The sequence below is a fragment of the Brevibacillus borstelensis genome (genome assembly GCF_037834415.1).
Taxonomy (GTDB): Bacteria; Bacillota; Bacilli; order Brevibacillales; family Brevibacillaceae; genus Brevibacillus; species Brevibacillus borstelensis_A.
In genome coordinates this window covers 1-17,929 of the sequence record NZ_JAUMSJ010000015.1, presented here as the reverse complement: position 1 = coordinate 17,929, position 17,929 = coordinate 1, and the positions used below count along the sequence as shown (strand labels likewise).

At 53.1% G+C, this 17,929-nt stretch carries 20 protein-coding genes; 6 read left to right on the top strand and 14 right to left on the bottom strand.

Annotated features, from left to right (window positions below; genetic code table 11):
• Positions 1-93 precede the first annotated feature (93 nt).
• Both Q3F21_RS13655 and Q3F21_RS13650 read right to left on the bottom strand, forming a co-directional pair.
• Positions 94-624, bottom strand: a complete 531-nt coding sequence (locus Q3F21_RS13655; protein ID WP_340253573.1) for a GNAT family N-acetyltransferase — start codon at positions 622-624, stop codon at positions 94-96.
• Positions 621-1,076, bottom strand: coding sequence for a DinB family protein (locus Q3F21_RS13650; protein WP_340253570.1), 456 nt, complete (start codon positions 1,074-1,076; stop codon positions 621-623). Before Q3F21_RS13650 ends, Q3F21_RS13655 begins: the two co-directional genes overlap by 4 nt.
• A gap of 172 nt (positions 1,077-1,248) precedes the next feature.
• Here Q3F21_RS13650 and Q3F21_RS13645 point away from each other — a divergent pair, with 172 nt between their 5' ends.
• Both Q3F21_RS13645 and Q3F21_RS13640 read left to right on the top strand, forming a co-directional pair.
• Positions 1,249-1,671, top strand: coding sequence for a YbgC/FadM family acyl-CoA thioesterase (locus Q3F21_RS13645; RefSeq protein ID WP_340253567.1), 423 nt, complete (start codon positions 1,249-1,251; stop codon positions 1,669-1,671).
• 20 nt (positions 1,672-1,691) lie between these two features.
• The gene (locus Q3F21_RS13640) at positions 1,692-2,561 is read left to right on the top strand and encodes an HAD-IA family hydrolase (protein WP_340253564.1); all 870 of its coding nucleotides are present in this window, start codon (positions 1,692-1,694) and stop codon (positions 2,559-2,561) included.
• 30 nt (positions 2,562-2,591) lie between these two features.
• Here Q3F21_RS13640 and Q3F21_RS13635 read toward each other — a convergent pair whose 3' ends face one another.
• The 9 genes from Q3F21_RS13635 to Q3F21_RS13595 form a co-directional block, all read right to left on the bottom strand.
• Positions 2,592-3,494, bottom strand: a complete 903-nt coding sequence (locus Q3F21_RS13635) for an ABC transporter ATP-binding protein (RefSeq protein ID WP_340253561.1) — start codon at positions 3,492-3,494, stop codon at positions 2,592-2,594.
• A complete protein-coding gene (locus tag Q3F21_RS13630; RefSeq protein ID WP_340253558.1) occupies positions 3,495-4,178 on the bottom strand; it encodes an ABC transporter permease in 684 nt (227 codons plus the stop codon).
• A gap of 426 nt (positions 4,179-4,604) precedes the next feature.
• Positions 4,605-4,904, bottom strand: a complete 300-nt coding sequence (locus tag Q3F21_RS13625; protein WP_340253555.1) for a hypothetical protein — start codon at positions 4,902-4,904, stop codon at positions 4,605-4,607.
• A gap of 100 nt (positions 4,905-5,004) precedes the next feature.
• On the bottom strand, positions 5,005-5,097 hold the full coding sequence (locus tag Q3F21_RS13620) for a YjcZ family sporulation protein (RefSeq protein ID WP_340253552.1): 93 nt from the start codon (positions 5,095-5,097) through the stop codon (positions 5,005-5,007).
• A 211-nt stretch (positions 5,098-5,308) separates the two neighbouring features.
• Complete coding sequence (locus Q3F21_RS13615) at positions 5,309-5,764, bottom strand: GNAT family N-acetyltransferase (RefSeq protein ID WP_340253549.1); 456 nt, start codon at positions 5,762-5,764, stop codon at positions 5,309-5,311.
• Positions 5,765-5,990: 226 nt separating this feature from the next.
• Positions 5,991-6,875 (bottom strand): YitT family protein, encoded by an 885-nt coding sequence (locus Q3F21_RS13610; protein ID WP_340253546.1) that lies wholly within the window; start codon positions 6,873-6,875, stop codon positions 5,991-5,993.
• A gap of 231 nt (positions 6,876-7,106) precedes the next feature.
• Positions 7,107-7,373, bottom strand: a complete 267-nt coding sequence (locus Q3F21_RS13605) for a zinc ribbon domain-containing protein (protein WP_340253543.1) — start codon at positions 7,371-7,373, stop codon at positions 7,107-7,109.
• A gap of 143 nt (positions 7,374-7,516) precedes the next feature.
• On the bottom strand, positions 7,517-8,452 hold the full coding sequence (locus tag Q3F21_RS13600; RefSeq protein WP_340253540.1) for a helix-turn-helix transcriptional regulator: 936 nt from the start codon (positions 8,450-8,452) through the stop codon (positions 7,517-7,519).
• A gap of 96 nt (positions 8,453-8,548) precedes the next feature.
• On the bottom strand, positions 8,549-9,052 hold the full coding sequence (locus tag Q3F21_RS13595) for a GNAT family N-acetyltransferase (RefSeq protein ID WP_340253537.1): 504 nt from the start codon (positions 9,050-9,052) through the stop codon (positions 8,549-8,551).
• 218 nt (positions 9,053-9,270) lie between these two features.
• Here Q3F21_RS13595 and Q3F21_RS13590 point away from each other — a divergent pair, with 218 nt between their 5' ends.
• Entirely contained in the window at positions 9,271-11,427 is a 2,157-nt protein-coding gene (locus Q3F21_RS13590) for a hypothetical protein (protein ID WP_340253534.1), read from the top strand.
• 31 nt (positions 11,428-11,458) lie between these two features.
• Here Q3F21_RS13590 and Q3F21_RS13585 read toward each other — a convergent pair whose 3' ends face one another.
• Together Q3F21_RS13585 and Q3F21_RS13580 are read right to left on the bottom strand one after the other, a co-directional pair.
• Positions 11,459-12,895, bottom strand: a complete 1,437-nt coding sequence (locus tag Q3F21_RS13585) for a glycosyltransferase family 4 protein (protein ID WP_340253530.1) — start codon at positions 12,893-12,895, stop codon at positions 11,459-11,461.
• 96 nt (positions 12,896-12,991) lie between these two features.
• On the bottom strand, positions 12,992-14,179 hold the full coding sequence (locus Q3F21_RS13580) for a glycosyltransferase family 61 protein (protein WP_340253527.1): 1,188 nt from the start codon (positions 14,177-14,179) through the stop codon (positions 12,992-12,994).
• Between the two features lie 75 nt (positions 14,180-14,254).
• On the opposite strand from Q3F21_RS13580, the gene Q3F21_RS13575 reads away from it, so the two are divergent.
• From Q3F21_RS13575 to Q3F21_RS13565, 3 genes are all read left to right on the top strand, one after another.
• Complete coding sequence (locus tag Q3F21_RS13575) at positions 14,255-14,773, top strand: class I SAM-dependent methyltransferase (RefSeq protein WP_340253524.1); 519 nt, start codon at positions 14,255-14,257, stop codon at positions 14,771-14,773.
• A gap of 324 nt (positions 14,774-15,097) precedes the next feature.
• Positions 15,098-15,520 (top strand): hypothetical protein, encoded by a 423-nt coding sequence (locus Q3F21_RS13570; protein WP_340253521.1) that lies wholly within the window; start codon positions 15,098-15,100, stop codon positions 15,518-15,520.
• A 42-nt stretch (positions 15,521-15,562) separates the two neighbouring features.
• The gene (locus tag Q3F21_RS13565) at positions 15,563-16,117 is read left to right on the top strand and encodes a hypothetical protein (RefSeq protein ID WP_340253518.1); all 555 of its coding nucleotides are present in this window, start codon (positions 15,563-15,565) and stop codon (positions 16,115-16,117) included.
• Between the two features lie 143 nt (positions 16,118-16,260).
• On the opposite strand, the gene Q3F21_RS13560 is transcribed toward Q3F21_RS13565, so the two are convergent.
• Complete coding sequence (locus Q3F21_RS13560; RefSeq protein ID WP_340253516.1) at positions 16,261-17,424, bottom strand: bis-aminopropyl spermidine synthase family protein; 1,164 nt, start codon at positions 17,422-17,424, stop codon at positions 16,261-16,263.
• Between the last annotated feature and the right edge of the window lie 505 nt (positions 17,425-17,929).

The following is a 17,929-nucleotide window of genomic DNA, read 5'->3' as shown; positions in this document are numbered from 1 at the left end:
GAGGAGAACGACGGGTACATCACACTCAAAACGCGAACGTGCGCTCATGGTTTCACCTCCTTTCCAGGCGACAGATCTGATAGAAATAGTGGGTCAATTCCCGATATGCTTGGCCAGGAGCAGGACAGGCTGGGTCAGGCCTCCGACAGGAGCCGTGACCTGCCGGTACTGTTCGTAGCCGAGCTTTCCCCAAAAACGGAGAGTCTGCTCGTCCCGGGCGATCACGCCAAGATGAAGCTGCGAACATCCCTGCTTCGCGCAGTAGTGCTCCAGAAGCTGGCAAGCCTCGCGACCGAAGCCTAGTCCCTCGCAATCCCGATGAATGAGAAACAGGCCAATCCACCCTTTTCCCGGGGAGGGATGCGCCGTGGAAAAGTGAACCGCCCCGATAATCCCGGGCTTGTTCGGCATGGCGTGAACGGTCTGTATCGCTATCCAGTGGCCGTAGGGGACATCCAGCATCGCGTTGTACTCCTGCTTAAGCTCAGCCAGGCTGTAAGCGTCGGTTCCGTTTCGCCACAGATTGTGGGAGGGGTGACTGTTGTACACCTCCAGGACGGCTGGCAGGTCATCCGGGACCATCTCCCGAAGCAGGATGCGGTCACCTTGAAGCGAGATACTCACCGATGGCCTCCGTATTTGCGGATCAGACCGATCTGTCCTGCATGGTAGCCTGCATGATAGATCAAGCGGCCCAATGCCTGGCGAGGGGAGAGTGTTCCGATCGGCGCTTCCACCGGGACGTCCCAGGCTTCTAAAGGCAGTTGGCGCAGCGATTCCAGCAGGTAGGCATACGACTCTTCGTGGAAGGCTTGCAAGGCGGAAAGGTCGGCAAATTGTCCCTCGTCTTTTACAGGTCCAATCGTATGCAGGGTTACTGTCTCCGGCAGCGGGCGGCCAAAAAACATCTGGCAAAAGCGATACTCCACCTCTGCGATGTGCCGGATGAGAAATCCGACAGAGTTGGACCCATCGGCCAGCTTCCAGCCAAGCTCGTTCCCAGAGAGGTTGGCGAGAGCATCCTGATAGCGGGAGCGGGCTGTCTGAAGAGCGGGAAGCAGCATTTGTTCAAACATCGGCATCTTCCTTTCCGTCCGTTCTAGCATGCGTTTGTGTACATTCTATTATAGTGAAGGGCGGAACAAAATACAGCCGTATGCTTCCGAATATTGCGAAATAAACAACCGAATGAATATTCACTCAGTTTCGGTATTCCGGTATACTGGAGAAAAGAAGGGAGCGATGAGCATGCAGCAGCACTTGTTTGATCTGGTTGTCCGTTCTACCGACATTGATTTTATCGGCCATGTTAACAACGCGAAGTACCTGGAATACATGGAGTGGGCTCGCTTTGACTGGATTTGCCAAAGAGGCTTTACCCTGGACGAGCTGCAGCGCAGGGGGTTGATGCCGGTGGTGGTGAACATCAATATCAATTACCGCAGGGAGCTGCGGATGCTTGAGCAGGTGCAGGTGCGCACGCGGGTGCTCAAAATCGGCGAAAAGAGCTATGTCATTCGGCATGAGCTGTACAAAGAGCAAGGGGAGCTTGCAGCCGATGCCGATGTAACGATGGTGATGATCGACGCCCATACACGCCGCTCGGTTCCGCTGCCGGAGGACTTGCTGAGCGAATTGGAAAAGGCTGCCGAGGGGGAACAGGGGAGGTAAGCGAGGCAAGGGAGGCGAAAGTGAGAAAGCGGCCCGACCGGCTACGGGGCCGTTTTTTCATCGGCTCTTCTCTGTTGTGGCAGCTTCTAAAGCGGGGAAAAAGCAAGTCGCAATCCGTGGCGGCCGAAATGGTAAAATGGAAGGAGCAAACGCAGGAAGCGGGAGGGAGTGTTTCCATGGTTGAAAAAGCATACAAGCTGATCCTGTTTGACCTCGACGATACGCTGTTCGACTATTCACAGAGCTGGGAATCGGGGATGCGCCTGACCATCCGCCGCCATGCCTTGACTGCAGGTCTGGATGAGGACGAGTTTTTCAACAGATTGAAAACATACAGTGATGAACTGTGGCCGGATTTCACGGAGAACCGGATTTCACTTCGGGAGTATCGCCATAAACGCATGGAGATGGCCGCTGCTGACTTTGGGCGTTTGGCTAAGCCGGAGGAGATGGATGATTTTCAGAATATGTTTATGTCGTCTTGCTTCGAGGTGATCGCCCCAGTTCCCGACGTGGAGCAATGCCTCAGCAAGCTTGCCGACCGCCGCCAGCTCGGCATCGTCACCAACGGCCCGGAAGATATGGCCTATACCAAGCTGTCCCGGCTCGGCCTGTCCCGGCTCTTTCCGAAAGAACATGTCGTCATCTCCGAAGTGGTCGGCTACCACAAACCTGATCGGCGGATCTTTTCAGCGGCATTGCAGCTTTTCGACGCGGCACCCGAGGAGACGCTGTTTGTCGGAGACAGCTGGGAAGCAGACGTTGCCGGTTCGATAGAAGCAGGCATGGACGCTGTATGGATCAATCCGCGAAAGCTCCGGCCAGCTTCCGGCCACGTGCCGCTCGCTGTCGTGGAACGGTTGGTACAGCTGACGGACATTCTCGCCTGAAAACGCAAAAAAGGGGGCAGTGCCCCCTTGCTACTCCTCCAAAAAGATCCGCTCGAGCGAAGGCTCCTCACCGTAGACGTGGTAAATATCGACCCCCGCATGGACAAAGGCGCGAATCAGCGCAGCCACTTTTCGCTCGTCATCCACCTGCAGAGAGAGATCCCCCTCCCGCCATTCGAGATTTTTACCCAGTCCTTTCACAAACGACACCAATTCATGCGGCTTGTCCGCGAACGCAGCATGGCGCACAGAGACAGTACACCAGCTGCGATGCTTGGCCTGCAGTTCGGAAAGACTGCCCGCTGCCGTAATCGTCCCGGCCTTCATGATCGCGATGCGGGTGCAGATTTTTTCGACCTCATGCAGATTGTGCGAGGTCATGAAGATCGTCCGCCCTTCTTTTCGCAAACGCAGCAGCAGCTGCTGGATTTGAAGAGAGGACTCGACATCCACCCCGGAGGTAGGCTCGTCAAGAAACAGCAGCTCCGGGTCACCGACGAGTGCTTGCGCAATGCCGAGCTTCTTCTTCATACCGAAGGAAAACGACTTCGCCCTCTTCCCGGCATGCTCGGCCAATCCCACTTCCTCCAGGATGCGGTCGCATTCGTTCTTCGTGACACGGATTCCTTTTACGCGGCTCAGGTACAACAGATGATCCCTGGCCGTCAGCGAATCATAAAACGTGGAGTAATCCGGAAGCACACCGATTCGACGTTTCCATTCATCTGTGCTTCCCTCGCCATCAAACAGGTGAATGCTCCCCGAAGTAGGGCGGATAATGCCTGTCAACATGTTGATAAAGGTTGATTTTCCGGCTCCGTTTTTCCCGAGAAAGCCGAATATCTCACTTCGCTGTACGGTAAGCGACACGGAATTGACGATCGTTCGTTCCCCGAATCGCTTCGTCAGCTGGACAGTTTCTACGAGCGGCATTTAAAAATCCCTCCTTCGGAACAGCCATACAGACGCTGCGAGAAAGAGCAGCGCATAGAGCCAGATTACACCGATATACGCTTCTCCCTTTTCCAAATACACGTAGGGCAGCAAATAGCCGATCCACTTGGCGGCAGGCTGGCTGGAGGCCAGCGTCCAAATACCGAGAATAGGGAGGGATAATCCGAGGATGATCCCCCCGAACATGGTGTAGCTGGGACGTGCGATTAGCGCAGAAAGCAAAAGGCACAACGAAACGGTGTACGCCAGCATAGTGATGCACTGTACGAAGGTTTTCGCATCAAACGTACGGACAGAGGCAAAGACTACCCCAAAGGTGACTAGCATGCAGCTCAGCCAGAAAAGCAGCACGCCGAAATACTTGCCGAGGACAATGCGAATACGAGAAGTCCGGGTGACTAAAAAACGGATGGTCCGACTGGACACCTCCCGATTGATCATGTCATGCGATAAGCCAAAGACAAACAGAGGACCAAATATCATGACCAAAGCAAAAACGCCAAGCGCATGGCCCTTTGTCAGCTCTTGTTGCGAGATAAAGGCGGCTGCCTCGTTGACCAGATCAGAGATCCAGTACGACACACCGGCAATAAAAGCGATGGTGATCAGGGATTTGACGCTTCGAAACAGTCGGGTAAATTCGTGAATGCAAATAGCCCACATGGCTTCCTCTCTCCTTTCACAATCATTGTAAGAGGAGAACCTTATCAGCACCGAATGACTGCCTTACCATTTCCTTAACTCCAGATGTCAACAGTCACAGCCTGTCCAACAGCGGAAGACGCCCACAGCCATGCGGAGGAAAAGCCATAGGATCACGGCGGAGAGATTCGCGTGGAAAGCGAGGAAGGGACGGGGACGGCAGTTTTACCCAGGGGGAGCAGTGTAGCAAAGCAGGGGTAGACTTTTGGGGGGAGCAGAAAAACAGCGGAACAAGTTATAAAAAGAGGCTTGCAACGGCCGTAGTACGTAGACGTAAAGGAGGCAGATCTCGATGAGACCTGCGCGCCGCAAAAGGAAGCTATGGTGAGCAGCCATTGCCTTGATCCGCTTTCAATAAGCCGGGTATGGATGCTCTGAATTTTGGCCCTAATCATCATTTTTAGAGGAATGGTTTAGCAAGCTCCCTTGGAATGTTCTCATGACCTCCGATGCGATTTGCATGCCATTGAGAATTGCTCCAAAATCAATATTGATGTTGGGAAGCTTGAACAAGGAGCGTCGGCGAGGCCTGTTTTTCTTTTTCTCTTTGGACCACTCTTGATAATACTGATCATAAAGCGCGGAATTTTTTTGCAGCCGTCTTCTGGAGACGTTTTTTTCCTTGAGCCATGCTAAAAATTCTGCTGAAAACGGGTCGCTTTTTGGGGGGGTTGTTCGTTTAGCCAAATCTCTTCCTCACCTCGATTCGCACATAAAAAATGCAAAGGGAGAAAGCTTATGTTGAGTCTCCCTTTGCGCCAATTGCTCCGTCGTCAGAATTGCGGCATCAATCGCAGTCGCAGCCTACGATGACCAGCAGAATAAAGAGAACCAAGATCAGAGCGAAGTCGTCAAATCCGTTTCCGTTGAAGATCCCCATTTGTCTCCCCCCTTCCTTCTAGGAACACTATATGTTCACAAACTTTATTTGCCTGCGCACCTGCCTGAAAAAAGGGGATAAACATCGCGGAATTTTGGTCTTCGCAATGTTCATTTGCGGACATAAAAAAGACACGGGCCCTTTTGGTGCCTCGTGTCCAACGCTTTAAGGATAGGGAAGGTTTGCTTGCGGCAAGCAAGCTGAAAACAGATCAGGACGCCACCTGCATTTTCATCAATGGAAGTTGGCGGCCCGGAATCACGGTCGATGGGATACCACCGATCCGAATGGCCCCCATTTTTGCATAAAAGCCTTCAGCGTACGGATCGCTGTGGATGAGAAAATGGTCGATTTTGAGCTCCCGCGCGGTATCGAGCAGGTGGTTCCAAAGCGATTTCCCGACCTGCCTGCCGATGGCAGCGGGGTCAACGAATAAATCCTCTAGCAATGCCTCCTTTTCACCAATCGACAAACGGTAAAAGCCGAGAATCTTTCCCGCTTCTTCGGCCAGATAGACGTGGCAGGTTTGAAGGAATTCAGGATGGATCATAAGCTCCTGGCGGCATGCCTCCATAAATTCGGCGTCGTAGCCCCAATACGCTTTGGAGCGAAAAGCCAGATCACTGAGTGCAGGTGTTTCTTCCACACGGGGAGAACGAATGATCATGGTGGAACCTCCTTTACGATCGATAGATAGAGTATACAATGTTTTCCATATCTCAGGGGACCCGTTGTGGACACTAAGGCTGTCACCGGAAGCCCTTGCGAGGGGGAGTCGTGTCATAGCGAGGCTGCCGCGCTTCTATCGATGGCTCACAAGCGCTGATACATATACGAAAAAACGCGGAAGCAGCTTTGAGCTGTACCCGCGTTTTCCCATCCGCAGCATGCATCTAGTGAATGTCACGTTTTTTAAACTGTCCGCCCCGTACATCGTGGATATTGCCGACTGCGAGAAATGCAGTGGGATCGACTTCCTCGACGATCAGCTTGAGCTTGGCTTCTTCCAGACGGGTAATCACGCAGAACACGACATTTTTGTCATCCCCGGAATATCCGCCTTCTCCCTTCAAATAGGTGACGCTGCGGCCCAGACGGGCGACGATGGCGTCTCCGATCTCTTTGTGATTGTCGCTGATGATCCAGACGGATTTCGACCCTTGGAAGCCTTCAATCGTCAAGTCGATCATTTTGAATGCGATGTAATAAGCGATCAGGGAGTACATGGCTCGATCCGGGCCAAATACAAGTGCTGCGCTGCCCAGGATGAACAGGTTAAAAAACATCACAATTTCACCGACAGAGAACGGAGTCTTTTTGTTGATCAAAATGGCTACAATTTCTGTCCCGTCCAGTGAACCTCCGTACCGAATGACCAGTCCCACACCGATACCCAAAATAATGCCGCCAAAGACAGTGGCAAGCAGGGAATCCTCGGTGACACCTTGCACATCATGCAGGAGCGAGCTCACAATCGACATGGTGCTAACTCCGAGCAGCGTCGAAATGGCGAAGGTTTTCCCGATCTGTTTGTAGCCAATGACAAGAAATGGCAGGTTCAACAGAAACAGAAACATCCCCAGCGGCAGCCCTGTCAAATGAGCGGTAATAATGGAGATCCCGACTATTCCGCCATCAATAATATGATTGGGAACCAAAAAAATTTCCAGACCGACTGAGAATAAGGCAGACCCGATCAGAATAAACAGTGCCCGTTTGATGAGTTTGGCAACAGACAGTTTTTGATGATGCGATGACTTCGCTTGCACACCTTCCAAAGGCAACCCCTCCCGGATGTCCAGATTTTCTCTTCGCTTTATTATACCATTTATTGTAGGGAACATTTTAGCTGAGTGTGTAATTCGGAATATTCAAACTGTTAAAAGGCAGTATATCCCCCTGTCGAAAGGAGGGATATACTGCCTGGAAACTTGGGTAACAACAGGTTCGCAGAGAGCATCAGACAGGCAAAGAACCGGACTCAGAGGCGAATCGCTCAGGAAACCGGCCTACTGGCTGACTGTTTTCCACCTGGCAAGCTCGGGGAGGTGCTTTTGCAGCAGCTCGCGAGCCGCACTTTCTTCCATGCCTTCTTCCTTCATAAATGGAACGCAAATCTCGATCATCTGCTCCATCGTGAGATCGGGCTGCTTGAAGGCTCCTTCCTCGTAACAGTAGAGACAATACTCGCTGCTTTTGGAGCCGTCTTTTTCGGTTCCGAGGATTTCGGTATTCTCCAAAGGCATGCTGCAGCTTTGACAAAAGGTTTTCGTCATGATGAACGACCTCCATTCATTTTGATCTGTCTTTATAATAACGAAGCAAACCTGACAACTGCCTGTCATGTTCTTTCGCGTTTTTTGCCACCGCTCTTTTGCGTCACGGCTGCAGGGCTGTCAGCAGCGGCGGGAGACGAGCCTCACGTATAGATGCTGCCGATTTCCTCGGCCAGCCGCTTGATTTCTTCGCGAAAGAAAAGCGGCTCCACTACTTCTACCCTCGGACCGAAGCTGAGCACGAATCCGTACAGCCAGTCGTTCAGCGGATAGCTTTCAGCGACAACACAATACTCTTGCTCGTCGATGCGGATATGGTCGACGCCAAACATTTCTTCCACCACTGAACGGATTTGGGGAACGAACCGCAAGACGAGCTGGATGGATTGTTCCGGTTTTCCCCATTCTTTTTCCCAAGGGAGCTCCTCCAGATTGATCTGCCTGCGGCGAAAGGTGTCCGCCAGGATAAGCGGGTCTTTCAAACGGGACAGCCTGAACAGACGAAATTCTCCCTTGTTTGTGCAGTAACCGTAGAGGTACCATTGCCGTCCTTTTAATACGAGGGTATGCGGCTCCACGATTCTGTCGGATATGGTCCCGGAGACGTTGTGATAGGTAAAGGAGAGCAGGCTAGATGTCTGGATCGCCTGTTTGATTCGCGTGAGCTTTGCTTTTTGGGGAGCATCGCCTCCCCAGGGACTGAAATCGATATAGATTTGCTCCGACATAATCTTGAACGCTTCGGACTGTGTGCTCTCCACCATTCCCTGAATCTTCCCGAGCACCACTTCCGCCCGGGCATCCCGGTAAGAGGAGGCGACGCTTTTCAGAGCCATCGTGATCGAGGCAAGCTCCTCCTGGGTCAAAATATGCTGGTTGAGCCGGTAGTTCTCCATGATCCCAATGCCGCCGTTTGCTCCCTGATAGCTGACGACGGGGATGCCCGCCTGGTTGATCGCTTCGATATCCCGGTAGATGGTCCGGACGGAAACTTCAAACATGTCGGCGAGCTCCTTGGCAGGCACGCGCCTTTTCTGGATGAGAATCATCGTGATCGCGAGAAGTCTGTCCAGCTTCATCTTCGAGCTCCTCCTTCAGACAGATACAGATAGGGGCCCGCTGCCTGCTGCGCCGCTGGGTCTTGTAGCCCGAGCGGTTCGTCCGTGGCAATGGTATTATGAATCTTCCTCCTGCGGCAGCGAAACGAAGGTTTGATATACGTTTCCGTCGGCTTCTTTCTCCTGATAATCGCCGGCGGTATACTCGCTGATCGTTTTCCTCCAGAACTGCTGGGCGGGCAGATTGGCAGCCAGCCAAAAGACCTCCCAGTTGCCGGGAAACATGCGAAAAATCTGATGGGCGATGGTTTTGCCAAGCCCGGATCGGCGGAACTTGCGCATGATGAAAAACTCCGCGATGGAATAATAACAGGCAGTACGGGAATGCTCGTCCGTGATTTTCCTAACGAGAACAAACCCGGCCCACTTGCCATCCGCCTGGATGAGAAACGGAAAGCGATCCTGATCCGTCCAATATTCGTCAAGGTAAGGATATCCGTACTGTCCCTGTTCGTCCACGTCCAGGTCCATACATTCACTAAAGTCGTGATTGTACAGCTCAAGCAAGTTGCGAATAACCGTTTTTTCTTCCAGAGCGGCCTTTTTTAGCGCGATGTTCACAAAATACCCCCGTGACAATTTAGTCGTTCTTTTGCTATTATAATGACATTTTCGTCGGATCTGCAAGAAACTTCCAGAAATAAATGTGAATTTCGGCGGAAAGGGGAAAGTGGACGGCCGCCGAGTCATAAGCATACCATGGCTTCGCGATCCGTCTTCCAATCTGCAAACGACGGAAGGGCGGGGCGAGTTCATTAAAAAGGAGAAAGAGTGAGACAATGATTCGCAAATCGATAACAGTATGGCTGGCATGTATGCTCCTGTTTACGGCCAGTACATTCCAGGCGCATTCCAGTGCAGGGCCAGCTTCTTTTCAAAATCCGTATTACAAAGCGGCGTGGGACGAGAAGGGCCAGCTCAGGCTCACGGACGCGTCCGGAAAGGAGATTCTCCGCTCGGTCCAGTACCTGGCCGAGTACGGTGACATTTACAATCTGCTCGTTCCGCAGCTTCCTGCCGGGACCAGCAAAATCAAACTGGACGCACCGCCGTCCATTCCGGTCGGGAGCATGATCGAAATCCGGTCGGAATCGTTTTCAGGCAGGCTGAATGCGCCGCTCGTTCATCAGGCCAAGGTGACAAGCGTACAGGGAAATGAGCTTGCTTTTTCACCGCCTTTGTCCAAATCGATGGATACGAATATGTTTATCCGGCGGGAGAATACGACTGTCCGTCAATACCAGAAGGTATCGGTGCTGACGGAGCAAAAGCCCGACGGCCTGCTGGTCAAGGTGGTCGGCGATACGCCGGCTGCCCAGGTAGAGACGAATTACCTGCTGCACAAGAGCAGTCCGGTTATCGATGTGGAAGTGAAGACTACATACAAGCGGGCGATCAAGGTTTTCCGGGAGGCGCTGGCGCTCAGCTTCGCGCCAAAGGTATCAGAGGTCTACCGGAAAAACAGGAAGGTAGATACGCAGTCGTTTCAAAAGCAGTATTGGCTGGATCGGGAAGGCGTACGGTTCGGGCAAGGCAAGCAGTCGGCTTTTCTGTACCATGCGCCGCACGTGTCATCGCTTGAGCTGAACACAGTCCAAAATCAGTTGGTCGTCAATCTGGATCATATGGGGGATCACCGATACGTGGAGGAGACGGCAGGCAAGCAGGTCGGCAAGGTTCGGCATGCCTCTGAGTACAAACCGCAGGAACAGAGGATCAATACCTTTTCTCTGGTCGTCGGTTTTCAACCGACGCTGATGCCGCGGCTGATGAATCAGCCCTACGGCTACCTGGCGGCGCATGTTTGGACGGAGCACGCGGATGAGCAGACGCTGGCAAGCAACAGGGCGGTTTACTACGGGTCGGAAACGATCACAAGTCCGGACAAAGCGGTGGGCGGTTTTGTCAAATACAATATACCTGTGACCAAAAGCGTCTTTTATTCCAACCCGTATTACCGTCCGCAGCAGCCGATGAACGTTGCGCTCACCGAAAACCAGGAATTCTCCCATTTCCTGAAGGATTTGCATAAGCGGGGAATAGAGATCGGTCTGCATACCGTTTATCCGTACGATTTTCACCTGTATCGGGATGTGGCCGATAACGTTCTGGCGTTTATGAAAAAAGAGTTTCAAAGCGCGACGTGGATTGATCACGGATATGTAAAATACAGCTTTGCCTTTCAAGGCTTGAACATCAAAACGCCGTATTACGTGGCCGATCTGTGGAAAAAATACGACACCCGGTACTTCTGGCACTACAGCTCGGAAGACGTGACCAATGTCCTTCAAGCGTTTGATCTGTTGCAAACCAAAAATGGAGACAGCAAAAGAACACCGCTGTACTGGTCCCATCCCACTGTGACAGGACCGTTTTACTCATGGGCGGCAGCGACCGTTCCCGAAGACACGATGAATCAGTACAATGAAGAAAATTTGTTTCAATTGATCCGGGATCGAGGTGTTTTCATCAGCCATACGTACCTCTCCAGGATGCTGAAAGGGAAAACAGCCGGGAAATTTTTGAAGCAGGATCAGAAGGGAGAGCTGGTCATTCAGCCAAACTTTGATAAGCTGCTGAAAAAGATGGCGTATCTCCGCGATCAAAAAAAGCTCTATCTGACCACTGTGCGGGGCTTGATGAATTACTGGCTTGCTCTGGAGCAGGTGCGGATCGAGTATGATCCAAACGGCGCGATACGGGTGTACAATGACGGCCCGGCGAAAATTTCCGGACTTTCGATGGCGGTGAGAAGCGCGGAGGTTTACGTAAACGGGAAAAAGCCCCCGCAAAAGAAAGATCAAGGAGACCTGATCTTCTGGTTCGACCTGGAGCCGCACGCCCACGCTGTGATCGCGTCAAGTGCCGCCGCAAGCATGCCAAAACCGGCCGCCGCGGCACCGACGCCCAAAACAGCGCCCCCTGCAAGCAAGTAAGGGGCAAAGCGACTCCGACACAGTCGCAAGTTTATTCGTCAAACTGGTTGGTTTCAGTCAACACGCGCAGAAAGACAAAATCAGGCATCAGATAGGAAGCCGGGAGAAGGTGCGCAAACGCATTCCATTCGCTTGCGTCCCAGTCATGATGGGGGCGGAAAGCGAAGAGCCGCGCTGCCCCATCCCGGCTTTGTTGCTGCTCTTCCGATGGCGCGGCGAAGCGGTGTTTGCTTTTTGTCAGGTCGTACAGCTGCTCTACTTGCCCGGCCCAGCGGGAGGACGGCCATTCTTTTGTTCCGAACATTTTGGAGCTCTGTTGCAGGTGAAATGCCAGCTCCGGGGAATCCAGGAGGCGATGAAGCCTTTCCGAGAGCTCCAGACTGTTGCCGGCTTCAAACAGCAGCCCGGTGTCGCCGTGCCGGATCACCTCCCGGATCGCATTGCTGTCGCAAGCCACGACCGCTTTTCCGGAGACCTGCGCTTCCATGAGTGGAAGGGGGAATTCGGCGGCAGGCGCAGGCCAGACGACAATGTCTGTTTTCGCCAAGAGAGAAGGCCAGTCTGTCCGCTCTCCCAAAAACAAGACATGTTGGGTCAGGCCGTGCTGCTTGCAGTACGCCTCAAGCTCTCCTCTCAGGGGGCCGTCTCCGATCATCCAGCACAAAAAATCATCTCGCTGCTCCCTAAGCCTTGTCAGAGCATCCAGCAACACAGGCTGTCCGCTGGTGGAATCCAGCCCGCAGGGACAGGAAATGACCTTTGCGTTCCCCTTTTTTTCAACGGGTGGGTACGGTTCATACCGGAGCCACTGCAAAAAAGGAGCAAAGTCCATTCCGCGGTGGATGACGGCTGCATGCCCGTCCGGTACGCGAAATTCGTCCTGCCATGTCTTTTTCAGCCATGTGCTGGAAACGATGGCCTGATTGCAGGAAACGGCCGCGGCGTACTCCTCGCAAGCGACATACCTCGCTTTCAAACTGTCGGGAGAAGCGATTTCCGCCGCAACCCCCGGATCGTGCCGGAGCAGTCCGCCGCACTGATACACAAGCGGAACATGAGCGGGCTTTACCCGCCACATAGCCCTTGCCGCCAGCGCATCATGAGCGTGGATCAGATCGTACTGTTTCAGATTGAAGAGGGACAAAATCAGCTCAAAGGTATACCGCTCGATCTCCCGCCAGCGGATCCACGGGTGCACATGGGGCAGGTATTTTTGATAGTAACGAAAGATTTCGTCGTACACCCGCTCCTTTATCAGCGTTTTCGGGACGGATTGGCCTTGCATATCCAGCGTCCAGGGTCCCGACTTTGTTTGGGAGAGCAAATAGACGTGCTGCATGTCGGGATAGTGGGCCAGGACATCCACTTGATGTCCGCGCCGCACCAGCTCTTTTTGCAGCAATGAAAAGGGCGATGGGAGCTTGCCAGCCTGCGGAACCTGACCGTAGGTGGCAAAGAGGATTTTCATCCGTATCACCTGCTTTCTTTCAACTTTTTAAAAAAATCTGCTCTTCTATGAAAACTTCCTCTCGATGCTTGTTTACGGACCGACTCGATTGTTCTGTCACACAACCCCCAGCAGCTTCAAAAGCTTTTGCAGGGAATCCGGCGGGATCGTCAAATCTTCCTTTCCCCGTAATTCATGCACAGACTCCGGAGAGCGTCTGCCGCTGCCGATCAGGTAGGCGTAGCGCAGCTGCGCGTGATTGCAGAGCGCCCAGTAGATCGGATTCACGTACCCGGGCGAAAACAGCTCGATCACGAGGGCGCCCGGTTTGCAAAAGACGATGTTGGTCAGATTGGCGCCATGTGGGGAAACAATGACATCGGCGGAGGCGAACAGACGTATTTGCTCGGAGACGCTGTATGCGCTTGGAGTAATGGTGACAAAGCCATGCGGCTCAAGCAGACTGACGATCTGCTGCTCGTTGGTTACGCGGCGATGAAATGCGTCCGCCCGGCTGACGTATAGCCGGCTGTGACTGGAAGAACCTTGGGTAGATGGGCTCGAAGACTCGCTTGCGCCCTTTCCAGACGGCGTCTGCCCGATGGAGCGGCCAAGCAGCTCCTTGCGAAGGTAATCGACGGCCCATTTGGGATAATGCGAGGTATGGCCGATCAGTGAAGGGACGACAGCCCGTTTTACCTGACAATGGCTGTCCGCTTGCGGCTGGAATCTCTTCTCCGCAGGAATGCCCAGCATGTGCAGCGTCTCATCCTGGAAGGGCAGGATCGGGATGGACATATAGGTAAAGACGTACCGGTCGATTGACAGGCCGCTTTTGCGTATCAAATCAAGCCGGGGCAGCACGTCCAACATCCAGTGAAAATAGCTGTCGCCAGCGGTGTAGGCAAGGATCGCCCAAGTCTCATCATAAACCTGCGGCGCGGGCAGGGACGATTGGCGAAACACGGAATGCTGCTCCGGAGGCTCTGCCGAATGCTCGACAGAAACGTCCCAGACCAGCTTGTTCTCTGGCGTAATCAGCGCTCCCTTTGTCCCCCAGATCCGCCCGTCGGGGATGACTCCGACAAAAGGGCTGGGGTGGCTGGTGAACGGTTTTTCCCTGAATTCCCAGGCAGCGGGCTCATCCAGGCCGACAGGCAGAGAGAAGTCGCTTTCATGATCTGCGTAATATTCCTGAAACAGCCCGTCCATCGAACGCCCTCTCGCCAAATGATAGGCGACCCATTCTCCCGTTGTTCGGTAAAATCCGACCGGAGCGGGAAAGCCATCAGTGATTCGGCTCATGAAAAACCAGCCCTCCTTTCGCAAAAGAACCCTCTTATAAAGTACGTTCAACCTTTCGCAGCTGCATACGCAGTCATGGAGCCGGCAAAAAAGCGTCTCCTGACCATACGGCTGCTGTCATTCCTTTGCCGGAGAAGGGAGCTGGCGCCCGCTGTGGAATTTTCCACGATTGAGGAATGGACCTTTCCCGGCGGGCGTTTTGATCTGGCGCTCTCCAGGCTGGTGATTCACTACATCGAGGATCTCGACTCGCTGTTTCGCTGCGTCTACCAAGCCTTGAGGCCGGGCGGGAGGATTCTCTTCTCCGTCGAACACCCTGTCATTACGTCTACGCTGCAGACTGCGGGGACACGGACAAGCTGGCTGGTCGATCATTACTTTGTCAACGGACCGAGACAGCAGCAATGGATGGGAGGGACAGTCTGCAAGTACCATCGGACGATCGAAGACTACTTCCTCGCTCTGCAGAAGGCGGGCTTTGCCGTGGAGCAGCTCCGGGAATCACGGCCGCTCCGGGAAAGCTTTCTCCATCAGGAGACGTATGAGCGGCGGTTGAGAATCCCGCTGTTTTTACTGCTTTGCGCGAAAAAATAAGCAGAATCAGTTTCGCATTGCATTTGGAGGGTACCTCTCTTAGGGAAGATCCTCAGCTCCCGGAAAAACCGGCTCTGTATGATAGAAAGAGCCGGTTTTCGATTTTTCTCGGACACTTTTTACATTTCATTGACAAATGCAGCAGGCAACTTAGTGTATGAATAAAGGATAGGAAAGAAAAAGAGCGAGAAAAGCGAAAGACCGGAGAAAACAAGATGGAAGATAAACAGAGGAGGAGCCCATGGTGTATTCGATCCTGATCGCAGAAGCTACGCTGATGCGCTCGGCAATACGTTTGCAGACAATCCTGCTCCGGAGCGGGAAATGCTCGCAAAAGCAGTACAAAATTACGGAAGGTACTACACGGATAACAAAAGCTGCCTCGCGCTGACGAGCGAGCAGGGGGAAAAGCTGTTTGGCAGCATCTCTCCCGAGGATGAAAGCATCACGCGGCTGGATCCGCCGAAGGACGGGAGGCGGAGCTACGTGATGCGGAGCAGTGGCCCTCGGACCGTGCTGGTTGTCTCCGGCTGGCTGGAGCTGGGCGAGAAGCTTTTCCGGCTGGATTATGCCCATGACATCACAGATTTGATCAGCGACCAAAAATCGCTGGCCACCCAGATTGCGTTGTGGCTGTCTGCAGGGATGCTCTTGTCCGCGCTCGGCCTGTACGTTCTGATCAAACGGGCGCTTCGTCCGCTGGCTCAGCTCAGCACGCAGGCGAAAGCAATCGCCCAAGGCAGCTAGAGGAGGTTCGATCAAACAAAAAACGAACACATGGAGGTACTTATGAAGATCGCTCACAAACAAAAGCGGAAGGCCGGATTGTGGCCGACAGTAACCGTTATGGGGGCTCTGGTCGCCGGGTCCTGCTTCTCTCTGGTAGCTTTTGCCGAGTCATCGATTGACAGTAAAAAGGATGTGGTGATAACCGAAGCGCAGCCTCCTAAAGAAATGGCCGCGAAAGCAGAGGGAAAGCAGCCGGCATCGCAGAGCCAGCCGAGCTTGCCAGAAGATACGGAAATGGTCTTCCCCGTGAATATGGACAGAAAACAGGCCGATCCTTTTATCAAGGCCGCACAAGAGGCGTTTAAGACGAAGAATATCACCCTGCCGAAAAGCGGGTACTGGATTAGCAGCAAGTATATGGACAACAAGACAAAAGATGTGCAAATCGACTGGTATCCCGACAGCTTCGACGGACTCGGTCCGATGAATTTCATCGACGACAAGGTGTATTTTGTTTACTTTACGAATGTCGATCTGGAAAAGGGGACGGGCAGCATACAGCAAGTTAGCGTGATCGAGAAAGGCGGATTCGCGGGAGCGACCGAACAGAAATAGGGGTTTTCCGAAAAAAGTACCCGGCTGTGCGATGGGAATCAGGACCGTCGCAGTGCAGCCGGGTTTTTGTTTCATGATCGAGCGCTTATCGGGCCGTATATCCTCCGTCGAGGATTTTGAGCAGCCTGATGACCAAGCCTCTGTCAAACGGATTTTTTGTTCACAAGATCAAACGAATCATGCTGGCAGCGCGGGCAGCCTCTCATCTTCAGCATTTCAATCGTGGGAAAGCGCTGCTGAAACCCGACCTGGACGCTTCCGTTGCATTCCCGGCAACGGTATGTCCGCATCGTCCTTTTGACTTCGCCGGTATACAGCGCGTCTTCGAAGCTTCCTTTTATGCTGGGAATGGTCTGCTCGGTCGTTTTCAGGATGATCATCTGGCCTCTGTTGCCGATCATCTCGGCCCCCTCGTATTCGTTGAAATGGGGAATGATCTCGCTTACCATCAGCCCCATCCGGAGAAACTCGCGCTGCATATCCAGCATGAATGCAGGCGATTTATGGGCAAAGGACAGGAAGATCGGCAGCCCTGTTTGCTTCTTCAGCAGGCTGACTCCCCGTGAAACGAAAAGGCTCATCCCCGGCAGCGTATAGGGCGGGTCGGTAAAGAAGCAGTCAAATGTGCCGAGCTGCTTCTGGGAAAGCGGATAGCGGAGATCCGCTCGGCAGCCCTTGATCGGCAAGCCTTCGCGTTCAGCGATGTCTGCAATGTACGCAAGGAACCGTTCATCGATGTCGACGACGGTGATGCTTGCCTTGTGCTGGGCTGCATTCGGGAACAAACGCTTGAGCAGCAGTCCAAGGGAGACGCTGACCAGGTCGTCATCGCCGACGCACAGGATTCGGCCTCCGATGAGCGCGTGATGTCTCAGGCACAGAATCGCCCGGTGCAAGCTTGTTTCAGGCGTGCATTTCGACTGATCGATCTCTACATTTACTTGTGGACGAGCCGGGAAACATTCGTTGAGCGTAAGCAGGATGTCGGAGAGCTCAGCTTTCCAATCGCAGTCCTCCAGCAGCTTGCGGTACAAGTCCATGTCCAAACCGTCGAAGCCCCACTTTTTCTGAACGTACGTCGCCCCGTCTTCTGTGCAGCAAACTCCGCGATCCTGGCGAAGAGCGCCCAATTTGATCAGTTCCTTTTTGATTGCGGCCGTTACGGGAACAGGCAAGAGGAGTTTGCGCGCCAGTTCTTTCGTGGAGATGCCGGGATTGACAAAGATCTCCAGCAGGAGCTGCTCGATCGCCTGTACACCTTCTTGCAGGGTTATGCGTTTGCTTGCCAGTTCGATATAATTTTTCAATGGGATCACTCTTTTCATCGTTATTTTTTCAAAAGAAAAAGGCAGAAAATGAACACAGCGTCCATCTTCTGCCTGATTGAGCATGCGTTGACGATACACGGATTCCAGGGTGCAGCAAATAAGCGCCCCGCCTGGACATATGTGTAAACAAACAAAACCGTGCGTAAGAGCACGGTCGTCTGCAGTCAACAAACAAAGATTTTGAATGGGATGGCCGGTTCTTAACTAATTGGGTATCCCCTAATTTTTCCAGCACAAATAAGCCACGAAAATGCGGATTTTTTTGCGAGGAAAAAACGGGAACACACCTATCAAATTTGATTAGTTAAGAACTAACGCGGACATCAAGACATCCCCTTATTTTCAGTAAAGTTATTTATAGTATAGCTGGAAACCGGTGGAAGTGCAAGCGGGAATCTCCCAGTCGCATCTACAAGCAGCCGCAAGGAGAGTCTATCTTCGCTTGCACCCGATCTCTTTACAGTAAATGCCGGCTGAAAGCCCA

Coding starts and splice junctions, on each gene's coding strand:
- Q3F21_RS13650 (WP_340253570.1), bottom strand. CDS start 1,076: ATGTTTGAACAAATGCTGCTTCCCGCTCTTCAGACAGCCCGCTCCCGC.
- Q3F21_RS13645 (WP_340253567.1), top strand. CDS start 1,249: ATGCAGCAGCACTTGTTTGATCTGGTTGTCCGTTCTACCGACATTGAT.
- Q3F21_RS13635 (WP_340253561.1), bottom strand. CDS start 3,494: ATGCCGCTCGTAGAAACTGTCCAGCTGACGAAGCGATTCGGGGAACGA.
- Q3F21_RS13630 (WP_340253558.1), bottom strand. CDS start 4,178: ATGTGGGCTATTTGCATTCACGAATTTACCCGACTGTTTCGAAGCGTC.
- Q3F21_RS13620 (WP_340253552.1), bottom strand. CDS start 5,097: ATGGGGATCTTCAACGGAAACGGATTTGACGACTTCGCTCTGATCTTG.
- Q3F21_RS13615 (WP_340253549.1), bottom strand. CDS start 5,764: ATGATCATTCGTTCTCCCCGTGTGGAAGAAACACCTGCACTCAGTGAT.
- Q3F21_RS13605 (WP_340253543.1), bottom strand. CDS start 7,373: ATGACGAAAACCTTTTGTCAAAGCTGCAGCATGCCTTTGGAGAATACC.
- Q3F21_RS13600 (WP_340253540.1), bottom strand. CDS start 8,452: ATGAAGCTGGACAGACTTCTCGCGATCACGATGATTCTCATCCAGAAA.
- Q3F21_RS13590 (WP_340253534.1), top strand. CDS start 9,271: ATGATTCGCAAATCGATAACAGTATGGCTGGCATGTATGCTCCTGTTT.
- Q3F21_RS13585 (WP_340253530.1), bottom strand. CDS start 12,895: ATGAAAATCCTCTTTGCCACCTACGGTCAGGTTCCGCAGGCTGGCAAG.
- Q3F21_RS13580 (WP_340253527.1), bottom strand. CDS start 14,179: ATGAGCCGAATCACTGATGGCTTTCCCGCTCCGGTCGGATTTTACCGA.
- Q3F21_RS13575 (WP_340253524.1), top strand. CDS start 14,255: ATGGAGCCGGCAAAAAAGCGTCTCCTGACCATACGGCTGCTGTCATTC.
- Q3F21_RS13570 (WP_340253521.1), top strand. CDS start 15,098: ATGCTCGCAAAAGCAGTACAAAATTACGGAAGGTACTACACGGATAAC.
- Q3F21_RS13565 (WP_340253518.1), top strand. CDS start 15,563: ATGAAGATCGCTCACAAACAAAAGCGGAAGGCCGGATTGTGGCCGACA.